This is a genomic window from Candidatus Nanoarchaeia archaeon, assembly GCA_035290625.1.
In the GTDB taxonomy this organism is placed as follows: Archaea; Nanobdellota; Nanobdellia; order Woesearchaeales; family DATDTY01; genus DATDTY01.
On sequence record DATDTY010000042.1, the window covers coordinates 1 to 12,428 of the forward strand.

The following is a 12,428-nucleotide window of genomic DNA, read 5'->3' on the forward strand; positions in this document are numbered from 1 at the left end:
GGTGGCATTGAAAAGTCATGCAGCGCCCTCTTGTAAGCCATTATAACGGAGCGGCGGCACAGCGACAAGAGGGTCGCCTCCCTCGGAGAATGTCGCTATTCTGCCTGACTTGCGCATGGCGAACCTGGCGCTGCCGAGCGAAGCGAGCAACTTTTCAATGCCACCTTCCCCTCATAACGAATATATGTGTAAGGTCTCTTCTGCACATCTCCTCCATGAGAATTCCTGTGCTGTTTTGAGGCCTTGCTTGATTCTCTTGTTTCTTAAAGAGTTGTTTTGGATGAGTTCCTGCATTTTTCTACATAGTTCATGAGGATCTTTCGGATTGAATGCGCAAGGGATTTCTTTGACAATCTCTCGGTTTGTTGGAATTTGAGATGCTAATACCGGACAGCCGCACTTCATTGCCTCTAGGATAGGGAGGCCGAAGCCTTCGTATAAGGAAGGCCAGACAAACAGCTCTGCGGTATTATAGTAGAGGACGAGGTCGGATCTTGGGATGAATCCTGTGGAGATAATGTCGTTTTTAAGATTGAGTTTTTCTATGAGTTTGAATATACATTTGTATTTCCAGCCTTTCTTTCCAACAATGATTAGTTTGTATGTAGGGTGCTGTTTTCTTATTTCATTGAATGCTCTGATGAGCGCCGGTATGTTCTTCCTCGGCTCTATTGTGCCTACATAGAGGATGAACGGAAAGGTTATACTGTTCTTTCTTTTGAATTCGCTGATTGCTTTCCTATTCTTAATTCTTTTACAGTCGTTTTCTGCAGCTTCATAGGTTACGTGTATTTTTTTAGGGCTGATGCGAAAAATTCTTATAATATCCTCTTTTGTGTTTTCTGATACCGTGATTATCTTATGGACATTTTTTAGTATTATTTTAAGGCCGATCTTATGCTCGAGGTATGGCAGCATGCCTTGTGTTTTTGGATAGAGCAACGGAGCGAGGTCATGGATGGTCACAATCATCTTGTATTTCTGTTTGAAGAAGAATGGCCCTATTTGTGTTGGCTCGTGAACTACGTCCAGGTTATATTTTCTTAGAAGCAACGGAAATATGATCAGTTTTCTCAGCTGCCTATAGAATGGAAATTCGTAAAGAGGGATGATGATGTGCTTTATATTTCTGTTTTTGTATATCTTATTCCTGTTGTCTTTTCTGTAATGGATTAAAAAATATTCGTTATTTTTATCGCTATTGAGGACATTCTTAACAAGATTTCGGGTGTAGGTTGTAATGCCCGCGCCATTGTCATCGATTGAGTCGGTGATTATGCCTATTCTCATTTTTGTTTGGGAACGCGAGGCTCTTTAAAAACATTTATATATTCGCCACCACTTCTGAGGAGAGATGGCCAAGAAGCAAAGACGCCGCGTTGACATTTCTCTTGTTATCCCTGTGTATAATGAGGAGAAGAACCTTCTTTACTTGTATAGAAATATCAATCGTGCTCTTCATGATTATCACGGAGAGTACGAGATTATTTTCATAGATGACGGAAGTAGTGATGGCAGCCTTGCGGTTCTTCAGGGGCTTGCGAGAGAAAAAGATATACGGATTGTGGAGTTTCAAACCAATTACGGCAAATCAGCTGCGCTTACTGCAGGATTCAAACTGGCTCAGGGAGGGCTGGTTATAACCATGGACGCCGATCTTCAGGACGACCCAGCCGAAATCCCTCGGTTTTTGGATGAGATCCGACATTGCGATGTTGTTGTCGGTTGGAAGTATAGGAGAAAAGATCCGCTTTCCAAGACGATTCCATCCAGGTTTTTTAATTATTCTATAGCTCTCCTAACTAAGATCCGGATTCATGACTCAAATTGCGGGTTCAAGGCTTTTAGGAGGAGAGTGATCGAGAATATCCAGATTTATGGAGAACTCCATCGCTACATCCCGGTTTTGGCATTTTGGAAGGGATTTGAGGTAAGAGAGATGAAGATCAGGCATCATCCAAGGATTTATGGAAAATCTAAATATGGTATAGGGCGCTTATTTAAGGGGTTCCTCGATTTGATTACTGTGAAGTTTCTTATCAGCTACGGTCAGAGTCCTTTTTACTTGTTCGGTGGAATTGGAATAATCTTCAGTGTTATTGGTTTTATATTAGGAGTTTATCTAACCACACTAAAGGTACTGGTAGGTGCCTCCATAGGCAGGAGGCCTTTATTGATATTTACAATGCTGCTTCTTGTCCTTGGTGTGCAATTCATAGGGATTGGGCTTCTTGGGGATATGGTATCTTATCAAAGGGAAAAAGAGCAATATATTGTAAAGAGGATCATTTAGACATCGGCTTCTTGTCTAGAGGTGTCTCTTGCAAATGTTCTTAGAACAACGTGCCTTAATGGCCTATAGTAGTACGCCATCCATCCGATATTTTTGAGGATGACAAGCATTATCGAATATAGCACCAATGCATAAAGATTGATAGACTTTATTGTGAAGAATGATGCGAGTATGGGGATAAGTACAAAAGCAATTAAACGGCAATCTTCAAAATACATCCATTCATTGTATCTGGCATGTTTCATTTTATTCAGAGCCTCTTTATCCAGGATTAAAATGACAACCAAATGCTGAAGAGGGTGGATTAAGGACATAAGAATAATAAAGGGCGTTAATAAGAAGATGAGTGTCTCATTAAGGTTATAGAAAAGTGCGATGGTAATCAGCGCAGTTCCGATATAGCCGGTGACCCAATCAAAGATGCCTCCCCAGCGTGAGGATACACCCCACAGCCTTGCTAGTTTTCCGTCGACATTATCGAGAAGGAATCGCAACAGGAAAAAGAGCGCTCCGCCGATAAGATGACCGGTGATAGACAGGTAGGCGCTAAAAATGACTGCGATGAAGGAAAGGAGGGTAATCATGTTTGGAGAGAGCCGAAGTATGTTGCCAAAGACCCACCCTAATATTAAATAGGGGTAATGAAGAAACATATTTGCGCGAGGCATCGGAACTGTAGCGACACGATCCAAATCATTGAAAGTAATCCTCTTTTTTTCCATGTTATTGCATCAAGAGCTTTAAATATATGAAAAATAGGATGATAGACATCCAGACCATAAGGACTGCATCAATAATGAATAGATTCAGGAGTGTGCTTAGTTCAACCATGAGTCTCACTTGTTATTTAATGCTTGGGAAGAGATTCGGCAATGCATTTTAAAATCTTTGCTTCCGTGACTAGCAGATAGGCTCTCTCACGATCAACCCGCAGATGCTTATTAATGTTAAGGTGTCTGAGCAGAAATCTTACGGCCCTATCCACTGTCTCATAGTTTACTGGTGGGCTTCCGAGCTCTCCAAGCCGTATAATCATGGCTTTCAGTAAGGCTGGGCTATTAAGGTCGTTGTCTTTCTGTTTTAACACTCGCTTGCGAATAAGGGGGGGGAATGCTTCAGAGTTTATCTGTATTTTATCAATATCGGCTTTCGCCACTTTTTCCCTGAACTCTTGTTGCAATTGCTTCTCTTGCCATCTCCTTTGAAGTAAGGAATAGTCTATTTTGTTCCAGAATTCCCAATGGCCCGAGGGGATAGCTGAATATGGCAGGAACGCCTGTACTGGATAAACGCATGCATTTAGGTAGATGTGGGTTATGAGGCTCAGGCATGCATCTTGCCTGCTGAGGTTTAATGTCTTTTCTTGACCCAATTCGGAGATTGAGACTAGGAGGTTGTCTTTTTCCGCCTGAATCTTGAGATATTCAAGCGAACCTTTTGAAATGTTAGTTTTCTTTCCTTTAAAAAGACAAAATGCTGCATCCAGCAATCTTGGCTGGTTTTCTAGTGTGTGGGTGTAGAGGGAATTGAAGGGTTGCAGATGGAACTGTATCCCCGGGATCAACGAGAAGAACGCATTTGACTCGTCCGCATTGCAGCTCTTGAGGATTTTTTGTGATATAAGCAGATGTGTCTTGCTATCCATACAGTTTAGGGATATACTTGTGGTTTTAAATTTTTGCGTTTGGCCTGATTTCGCAGAATCAAAAATTATATATACTAGTAAAAGTAACGATAGTGAATGGGAGAAGGAAGGAATGGTATGCCTGGCAGGAACTTCAGAGTCCTACTCATCCACGCAAATTCTTCAATGGACACGCTGATTCCACCCAATTTGGCAACCCTTTCTGCGTGCTTAAAGAGGGCAGGGAACGAAGTCAGGCTCTTTGACACTACTTTCTACAATACGCGGGGGTTTACTGGAGATGATGCCCGGGTAAGGACGTTGCAGGTCAAGGAGACGCATTTTTCTGATTATGGAATTTATTTTAATGATACAGATATGCTCCAGGATTTTCTGGAGATGGTTGAAGAGTTTAAGCCAGACCTCATTGGCTTTTCTGCAGTTGAGTTAACATTTAAGATGGGAATGGAAATTATTGATGCTGTGAAGAGGGTTAAGTCCGAGATTGTTGTTGCTTGCGGCGGAGCACATGCTATGACTTCTCCAGAGGACGTTATAGATGAAAGGAATATCGATATTGTCTGTGTCGGAGAGGCTGAAAATTCTTTTGTTGAATTGTGTGAAAAATTGAGAAATAAGGAGGATTATACGGGAATCCTTAATCTCTGGGTAAAAAAGGATGGCAAGATTCATAAGAATAGGCTTGGAAATCTTATCGATATGGATGATTTGCCGATGCAGGATTGGGAGATTTTTGACAGGAGAAGGATCTACAAACCCATGTCCGGGAATATCGGAAGGACTGGATGTTTTGAGCTGACCCGAGGATGTATCTACTCCTGCACGTTCTGCATAAATGAATTCCTCAATAAGGTTCACAAGCATAAGAGTTATCGGGAGAAGAGTATCCCTAAGTTTATCGATGAGGTGAAATATTTTAAAGACAAATACGGACTTGAATATGTCTATATTCTTGCGGAGATGTTCCTGCCAACATCAAAAGAGCGCATTAGAGAGTTTTCACGCTTATGGAAGGAAAAGGTTGGGATTCCTTTCTGGTGTCAGGTGAGGGTAGAAGGGGTTGACGAGGAGAATGTAAGGCTCCTTGAGGACGCCGGCTGTGTTTCGATATCTGCAGGGGTAGAAAGCGGAAATCAAGAGTTTAGAAGGAAAGTCATACACAGGATGATGAGCAATGAGAAGATCGTTGAGGCCTTTCGGCTTCTTAAGAACAGCAAGATGCAGATTTCAGCAAATAGTATTATTGGATTTCCTGGAGAAACAAGGGAGCAGATATTTGACACAATTGAGTTGAATAGGAAACTTGGGCTTGATAATATCATGATACATGTCTTTAACCCTTATCGCGGGACTAGCTTATATGACCTTAGTGTTGAAAGGGGGTATATCCCCCAGGACCATATGGCCGGAGATTACAGGGCTGATTTTACTCTGAATATGCCCCATATATCCAAGGAAGAGATTCTCGGATTGCAGAGAACGTTTGTACTGTATGCCAAGTTTCCAAGAGAGATGTGGCCTGAGATTAGGATAGCTGAGAAGTTTGATGAAGAAGGGAATAAAAAGTTTGAAGAATTGAGTAAGATTTACAGAGAGAAGTTCTTTTTGGAAAAACCTGTTATGCATTAATTGGAGCACGATGGATTGCCCGTTTATCAGAGTATTAGAGAATCCTTGTTAGTATCCCTCTCTCTATTGTTTCGGTTACCATTACAGGATTATTGATTACTCTTTGAGGGTTGAATCCATGATCTATGATGTTTCCTAAGTCCCCCCCATGGATTCCCAATCTGCTTAATCTTGTTTCAAGGCCTATCTGCTCCATTAGACTTATGAGTTTGTCTCTCGCTTCTTCTCCGTCTTTTGCACTTAATAAGCTGAGTAATTCTGAAATGCGAGTTTTAACAGTATCTATTGCCAGCCCATTCTGTATGTTTTCCGGAGTTACATTTTCATTGATTGGAAAGAAATAAGGAAGAGTAAGCATAACTGCGTGGCCATGGGGGATATTGTGGTATGCTGTTAATGGATAGGATATGGCATGCGCTGCTGTTGTTTTTGCTATGGCTATCGATTTTCCTGCGAGATGGGCTGCATACATCATTGCTGCACGATTTTCGGGGGTTGGAGCATTAACAGCTTGGACAATATTGGAAAGAATGATAGGGATTGCCTCCCTGCTGTATTGCCTTGATTCCTCTGTTGATTTAACAGACCATAATCCCTCTATGGCTTGCGCAAGAGCATCCACTCCTGTTTGAGCTGTGATTTTTGGCGGGAGGGAATAGGTCAAAGATGGGTCTAAGAGGATATGTTCAGGGACCATACTAGGGTGAGCGAGAGAGTATTTTGTTTTATCAATGTATACAACTGCAAATGGCGTTATTTCAGCTCCTGATCCGGAAGTGGTTGGAATGAGTATTCTTGGAAGATTGCTTCCATTTGCTTTTATTTTTGCGGTTATGTATTCTTTGATGGGCATTGTTTCTTTGTAAAGCAATGCTGCTGCTTTAGCTATGTCCATAACCTTCCCGCCACCGACTGCTATGATAAAGTCTATATTATTTTCCCGGATAAGGGTTATGGTCTTCCGGACGTCTTCTATTGATGGAATTTGATTGCGCGTTGAAGCATAGGTTACCCTATAGCCTTTAAGTTGAGGGCTGATGAGCTTCTCTGCTCCTGAGGCATAATACGAATTCTCTCCATTTAATAGGAGGATAGAGTGAGGCTTCTCTTTTTGGAGTATGCCTGCTATTTCATTTAGGGGGCTGGGATTTTCATATACGACTGCCATAGGTTTAGCCTCTTGAGATATACTCCATAAATGCTTTTTTGTTTTCTATTGGAGTTATTGTGGGTCTTCCAAGATTGACCCTTGCTCCTTTGTTGATTTTGATTTCCAATAAAGATGGGCCGTCGATTGATTGAAGCAGACTTAATTTGCCCTTGATATCCTCAGGGGTTTCTGCGCATGCTGTGCTAGTATAACCGCAAGCTTTTGCGATAGCCGGAAGGTCTATGTTGAATGCTGCAGTAGGTTGCCCGCCGACAGAATCATGAGACCCGTTATTGAAGATGATATGCCTTAAATTCTTTGGTTTCTTATCGCCGATTATTGCAAGCACGCCCATATGCATTATTACGGCGCCGTCACCATCGAAGCAGTATACATTTCTGCCAGGCCTTGATAGGGCGATGCCTAAAGCAATACTTGAGGAATGCCCCATAGAGCCAACGGTAAGAAAATCCTTTTTATGATCATGGCCGAGTTCTTCCCTAAATGCAAATACTTCCCGAGATGCCTTTCCTGTCGTGGATACTATGATATCATCATCCTTTAGGTTCCCTGCAATCAATTTTATTGCCTCTTCCCGGCTTAATTCAAATTTCACTTTTGTTTCGCTCTTAAGAGGGTATGCATTGAATGTTCCTTCTCTAACAACAAGCGCATAAGGAGTATTGCTACCCTTCATTGAAGAATATGCCTTATCTACGGCTTCCTTCAGTTCTTTCCCCTCCTGCGGCAGGATGGAATAAGGTATCCCCAGCGTGTCTAACTGATCCAGGGTTATCTTTCCCATCTTTTTGTGCTGTGGCTCATCTTCGCGTTCTCCTCTCCAGCCTATAACCAACAGCACGGGAATGCTGTAAACGTCTGCATCTGTAAGCGAGGTTAAAGGATTGACGCAATTTCCCAAGCCAGAATTCTGCATGTAAACTACTCCGATCTGTTTGGTAGCAAGATGGTAGCCTGCTGCTAGCGCTATTGCGTTTCCCTCATTTGCGCAGATGATATGATTTTTTGAATTGTCTGTGATGTAGGCACAAAAATGTGCCAGCAGCGAATCTGGGACCCCCGTAAATAAATTGCTTCCGTTCTCTATAATGGATTCGTAAAGTATTTTTGCATCGATCATTTTATTCCTTTTCATCTCCTCGGCATTTTTATTAGGTCATTTGCTTGCAGGTATCAAGGTGATTGTCTCTTTTATGGGATAGCATACCTCATTTGCCTCATGGCATCTTTCGTGCTTTAATATGAGTTTTGCTGTCTCCACCATTGCAGGATATGCGCTTCTCAGCATATGGTTTGCATAGATGACAATATTCACGCCAGCGTCCGCCAGTTCTCTTTCGGTGATATGACTATAGGTACTGGGCACCGCCACTAATGGCACTCTCTGCTCAAATTTGGCATAGAGATTGCAGAATTCAAGCACTTCCTTGGCGTTATCTGCCTTGCTGTGAATCATAATTCCATCTGCTCCTGCTTTTATATATGCTTGAGCCCTTTTTAGAGCGTCTCCATGCCCCTTCCCAAGGATTAGACTTTCAATCCTTGCAATAATCATAAAATCATCTGTGACTTGTGCGTTCTTTCCTGTTTTTATCTTTCCGCAGAAATTCTGCACGCTATCTTGGGTTTGGCCTGCTTCGGCCCCGAAAAGGGAGTTCCTCTTTGCTCCGGTCTTATCTTCAATGATTACTGCTGAAACTCCAAGCCTTTCAAGTGTCTTAACCATGAATCCAAAATGCTCTGGCAGCCCTCCGTCGTCACCATCAAAGATAAGTGGTTTTGTCGTTACCTCAAATATTTGATCTATGGTGTGCACCCGAGAACTTACATCTACAACTTTTGTGTCTGGCTTGCCTTTGGCAGTTGAGTCTGTCAGGCTGCTTGCCCACATTCCATCGAATTCTTTTACGTTGTCTCCTTCAATTAGCTGTGTGGTCTCAACTATTCTCCCTGTCAGACCGTTATGCACTTCCATGATCCTTACAATTGGCTTAAGTTCTAATAATTTTTTTAGTTTCCTTAGGCGTATTTCGGGTGTTGTTCCTATCGCATTCATCCTACTAACTATTTGACTTGAAGAAATGTCTTTTGTATAGTCAACTTCTACAAGCTTCCCACCCCATTCCCTTAATACCTCAATTACTTTTGCCCGTGTTTCCTTTTGGGTGCCGGTTCTCCAATCAGTGCCGTGAACAACGTAGTCCGGCCTCATTTTTTTTAGGTTAGGAAGATAATCCAGAGATGCTTGCGGGATTACCTTTTCTATGCCTTTAATATTCTCAATTATTCTTTTTCTTTGTTCGTATGAGAGAAGTGGGAGGCGTTTATAGCCTGCCAATGCCATATCTGTCATCAAACCAACAGTTACTTCCCCTAATTTTCGTGCATTCTCTATAATATTTATATGCCCGTGGTGGATGATGTCAGCGGCCATGCTGACATATACCTTTGCTTTTTTCACTTCGCTCATGCTTTTCTCTCTATTCGATTATTAGCGTATATCTGATTATTAGCGCGTTTGAGATCCTCTTGATTGTCTATTTCCATACAGAATCCGTTATAGTACAATGGATGCATTTCTATTTCGCTGCTTAATTCATTCAACGCGTTCTCAGCATATTCCGAAACCCTTCCATTTGATATGAATTCACAGATTTTCCTCATCCAAAGAAGAAAATGTTCTTTTGATATCCGATAGATTGGTGCACAGAAATATGCCCCTTCTCCAAAGATATCCACCCCGATCTTTGCAATGCGTCCATCTATCACTCTTGCCTTGAAATCTTTATCAGGAAGCTGAAGATTCTTGGCAAGAGGTATTGAAGTTACCTCTTGCTTAAGAAGGTTTGACAGTATGCTTTTTTCAAAGAGCAGATCTCCGTGCATAAATATCACATCTTCATTTATCAAATGGTGTGTGAGCCAGAGTGAGTAAATATAGTTGGTTTCTTTATACTTGCGATTCCTGACGTATGTAATTGAGATTTTCGGAAAATTCTTTCTTACGTACGACTTGATCTGGTCCTCAAAGGGTCCTGTGGTGATTATTATGTCTGTGATGCCACAGGCAATTAACTCCCTTAATTGATGGCCAAGAATTTCAGTTCCGCCAACTTTGATCAAACATTTAGGAGTGTTGCTTGTCAACGAATTTAGTCTGCATCCCCGTCCAGAATTGACAATGATGGCCTTCATTCGGCTTTGAGTGCATGGCCTATTTAAAAGCGTTCCACCGAAAACCTTAAATAGGATGCTGGCAACTTCCTGCAATCTTTAAAGAGTTTTTCGGAGTGCTCTATGGAACCGTTGCTGAAAAAGAAAGTCTTGCTTGTCAATCCAAAGCCTATGTCTGATAATTTCAGCAGCGGCCTTCCCATCGGACTTTTAGCTCTTGCTTCAGTGATCAGAGATGAGTACGAGGTTAAGATTGTTATGGCAAGACCTATGAGAGATTATTACAAAGAAGCCCTTAATTTTCTTGATGACGATACATTATGTGTAGGATTTAGTGTGATGACTGGTTATCAGATCACTGATGCTATCAATATTTGTAAGCTCATTCGAAAGAAAAATCCAAAGGTAAAGATTATTTGGGGAGGGGTGCATCCAACACTCCTTCCTGAGCAGACTGCAAAGAGTGAATGGGTCGATATTGTTATAAAAAGCTATTGCGAGACTGCATTCAGGGAGATTGTTGATTGTTTAGCTCAGCACAAACCTTATGCTGATGTCAAAGGTATTGTTTACAGGGAAGGAAGCAATGTTGTGAGCACGCCTCCGCGCGTCATGGACGATCCTAATGATCTCCCAAGGATGCCTTACGAACTTGTAAGCGAGAGGATTTTGAATAATGATCTCGTCGATGATAAAACTGTTGAATATATAAGCAGCAGAGGATGTTTTTTTGAGTGCGCCTTTTGTTTTGAGATTAAGATGAGCCAAAAGGTTTGGAAAGGTCTTTCTTCTGGTAGAGTGCTAGATGATTTTGAATGGTTATCTAAGATATATGGTATAAAGAAGATTCGAATGCTTGACAGCCTGTTTTTTACAAATAAAAGAAGAGCTAAGGAGATATTCCAAGGGATTGTAGATAGAAAGATTCCAATAAGATTAGAGTTTCTGAATGGGAGAACGAGACAGTTGAATATGTATGAGCCCGAAATGTGGGAACTGATGAAGAAATGCGGAGTGATTGAGTTTCTTGTAGGAGCGGAATCGGGAACTGATGCTGTGTTAGAGTTGATCAATAAAGGATGCAGCGTAGAAGACACAAAGAAACTTGTCAGAACATGTAATAAGTACGGATTGAAGGTTATTCTTTCATGCATGACTGGACTTCCTCAGATCCCCGGCTTGAGGATGAAGGAGGAATTTAATTCAACGCTGGATCTTATTGCCTATGCGTGGAGCATTAATTCTAATAATGATGCGTACCTTATACCCTTTACACCGTATCCTAACGGAACTGCGCTTTGGAATCTCTGTGTAAAGAACGGATATAAGGAACCCCAGACTTTGGAGGGGTGGGGAGAGGTGGAATCGTATCGGCATAATACTCCGTGGGTGCCGAGGAAGTACAAAAGATGGGTTCAGATGATTCAGTATGATTATATCTTTCCGTTCATAAATGGGAGCATAGAAAGATATTGGCTTCCAAAAGTAAAGAGATTCAAACCAGTTGCAAAGATTGGCTACAAAGTTGCCTTATCTGTTGCTAGGTTTAGGTTTAGGCATAAGTTTTTTTATTTGCCTGCTGAATGGTATCTTATACGACTCTATAAATACTTACGAACGAAGCAAGAAGACAAAGTCAGATTAGCTGAATTACAAGGACGTGGGCTGGATTCAAAGCTTGATACGCTTATTTTTTCAAAAGCCGAGGCAAAATAAAGAAAACCGAACGCATCCGCGGCCTAAAGGTCCTGGTTTTTGATAGTGCGATTCTCCAGACAAGAAAATTGCGGAGCGATTTTCTGCCCGTGACCTCCTCCTGCGCAAACTGAACACTACGTTGTGATATGCATCTTGGTTCTTGATGGAGGCCAAGAACCACCATTGTCGTGTGTAAGGGAATAGAGGATTATGCATGGACATTCGCAACGAATATTCATTTCAAGACTCGAGTAGAATATATCTGGCGATACAAGAGAAGATAACAAATAGAAACAAATTTCAGAGTAGAAGATGATGGGAGGATTAAGAGCAAGAGTTGCTCTTATCTAATCGGGTATTTCTACTTTCTCGTGAGTTTATGGCTCCATCTCCTTTGGATTGTCAATAAGAATATTAACCCTTATGTTCCGTATAAGAAATATCTGGATATTGTTGAGCAGAGGCTCACGTTAGAGTATCTGGAGCTTCATGGAATTTGAGGCGACGCTATAGCGTTAGCTTTCATGGAATAGCAAGAAGCAGGGGGTGGAAAGGAATATCTGGGACTAATCTCTGATCCTAATGCACCTACGTATCCTCTAAGTGTATGAGGGGGGTGCTTAGAGACTATATGGAATGAGAACGTTCGTCTGTAATCGGAGATGCTGGGTCAGAACCGGCTCGATTGCAAGTTAACTCACAATTAGAAAGATTTAAGGGGGCTTCAGCCCCCATCTAATGGATAGATGGGGGTGGTGGAGACCCCACAATGCGAAAGAGAACATATGATGTAGACCTTAATAAAGTTGTTGCTAAGA

The 12,428-nt window shown here is 41.7% G+C and carries 10 protein-coding genes; 3 read left to right on the plus strand and 7 right to left on the minus strand.

Going from position 1 to position 12,428, the window contains the following annotated elements:
* Positions 1-171: 171 nt before the first annotated feature.
* Positions 172-1,290 carry a glycosyltransferase family 1 protein gene (locus tag VJB08_03660; protein HLD43053.1) on the minus strand — a complete coding sequence of 373 codons (1,119 nt, stop codon included), beginning with the start codon at positions 1,288-1,290 and terminating at the stop codon, positions 172-174.
* Positions 1,291-1,354: 64 nt separating this feature from the next.
* Between VJB08_03660 and VJB08_03665 the strand changes: the two genes are divergently transcribed.
* On the plus strand, positions 1,355-2,293 hold the full coding sequence (locus VJB08_03665) for a glycosyltransferase family 2 protein (GenBank protein ID HLD43054.1): 939 nt from the start codon (positions 1,355-1,357) through the stop codon (positions 2,291-2,293).
* On the opposite strand, the gene VJB08_03670 is transcribed toward VJB08_03665, so the two are convergent.
* On the minus strand, positions 2,290-3,015 hold the full coding sequence (locus VJB08_03670) for a CDP-alcohol phosphatidyltransferase family protein (protein HLD43055.1): 726 nt from the start codon (positions 3,013-3,015) through the stop codon (positions 2,290-2,292). The genes VJB08_03665 and VJB08_03670 overlap by 4 nt on opposite strands.
* 125 nt (positions 3,016-3,140) lie before the next feature.
* Positions 3,141-3,938: a hypothetical protein gene (locus VJB08_03675; protein ID HLD43056.1), complete on the minus strand. Its 798-nt coding sequence runs from the start codon at positions 3,936-3,938 to the stop codon at positions 3,141-3,143.
* 96 nt (positions 3,939-4,034) lie between these two features.
* Here VJB08_03675 and VJB08_03680 point away from each other — a divergent pair, with 96 nt between their 5' ends.
* Positions 4,035-5,567: a radical SAM protein gene (locus VJB08_03680; GenBank protein HLD43057.1), complete on the plus strand. Its 1,533-nt coding sequence runs from the start codon at positions 4,035-4,037 to the stop codon at positions 5,565-5,567.
* Positions 5,568-5,601: 34 nt separating this feature from the next.
* On the opposite strand, the gene VJB08_03685 is transcribed toward VJB08_03680, so the two are convergent.
* Genes VJB08_03685 through VJB08_03700 form a run of 4 tightly spaced genes read right to left on the minus strand, consistent with a single transcriptional unit; the run spans position 5,602 to position 9,933 of the window.
* Positions 5,602-6,735: a phosphonoacetaldehyde reductase gene (locus VJB08_03685; GenBank protein HLD43058.1), complete on the minus strand. Its 1,134-nt coding sequence runs from the start codon at positions 6,733-6,735 to the stop codon at positions 5,602-5,604.
* A gap of 4 nt (positions 6,736-6,739) precedes the next feature.
* Positions 6,740-7,858, minus strand: coding sequence for a phosphonopyruvate decarboxylase (gene aepY, locus VJB08_03690; protein HLD43059.1), 1,119 nt, complete (start codon positions 7,856-7,858; stop codon positions 6,740-6,742).
* A 36-nt stretch (positions 7,859-7,894) separates the two neighbouring features.
* Positions 7,895-9,208, minus strand: coding sequence for a phosphoenolpyruvate mutase (gene aepX / locus VJB08_03695; protein ID HLD43060.1), 1,314 nt, complete (start codon positions 9,206-9,208; stop codon positions 7,895-7,897).
* Positions 9,205-9,933, minus strand: coding sequence for a phosphocholine cytidylyltransferase family protein (locus VJB08_03700; protein HLD43061.1), 729 nt, complete (start codon positions 9,931-9,933; stop codon positions 9,205-9,207). The genes aepX and VJB08_03700 overlap by 4 nt, the downstream gene beginning before the upstream one ends.
* 102 nt (positions 9,934-10,035) lie before the next feature.
* Here VJB08_03700 and VJB08_03705 point away from each other — a divergent pair, with 102 nt between their 5' ends.
* Positions 10,036-11,628 (plus strand): radical SAM protein, encoded by a 1,593-nt coding sequence (locus tag VJB08_03705; GenBank protein HLD43062.1) that lies wholly within the window; start codon positions 10,036-10,038, stop codon positions 11,626-11,628.
* Positions 11,629-12,428: the final 800 nt, after the last annotated feature.

What these genes read in the sequence shown, in the direction of transcription:
- VJB08_03660 (HLD43053.1), bottom strand. Translation starts at nt 1,290, where the DNA reads ATGAGAATAGGCATAATCACCGACTCAATCGATGACAATGGCGCGGGC.
- VJB08_03665 (HLD43054.1), top strand. Translation starts at nt 1,355, where the DNA reads ATGGCCAAGAAGCAAAGACGCCGCGTTGACATTTCTCTTGTTATCCCT.
- VJB08_03670 (HLD43055.1), bottom strand. Translation starts at nt 3,015, where the DNA reads ATGGAAAAAAAGAGGATTACTTTCAATGATTTGGATCGTGTCGCTACA.
- VJB08_03675 (HLD43056.1), bottom strand. Translation starts at nt 3,938, where the DNA reads ATGGATAGCAAGACACATCTGCTTATATCACAAAAAATCCTCAAGAGC.
- VJB08_03680 (HLD43057.1), top strand. Translation starts at nt 4,035, where the DNA reads ATGGGAGAAGGAAGGAATGGTATGCCTGGCAGGAACTTCAGAGTCCTA.
- VJB08_03685 (HLD43058.1), bottom strand. Translation starts at nt 6,735, where the DNA reads ATGGCAGTCGTATATGAAAATCCCAGCCCCCTAAATGAAATAGCAGGC.
- aepY (HLD43059.1), bottom strand. Translation starts at nt 7,858, where the DNA reads ATGATCGATGCAAAAATACTTTACGAATCCATTATAGAGAACGGAAGC.
- aepX (HLD43060.1), bottom strand. Translation starts at nt 9,208, where the DNA reads ATGAGCGAAGTGAAAAAAGCAAAGGTATATGTCAGCATGGCCGCTGAC.
- VJB08_03700 (HLD43061.1), bottom strand. Translation starts at nt 9,933, where the DNA reads ATGAAGGCCATCATTGTCAATTCTGGACGGGGATGCAGACTAAATTCG.
- VJB08_03705 (HLD43062.1), top strand. Translation starts at nt 10,036, where the DNA reads ATGGAACCGTTGCTGAAAAAGAAAGTCTTGCTTGTCAATCCAAAGCCT.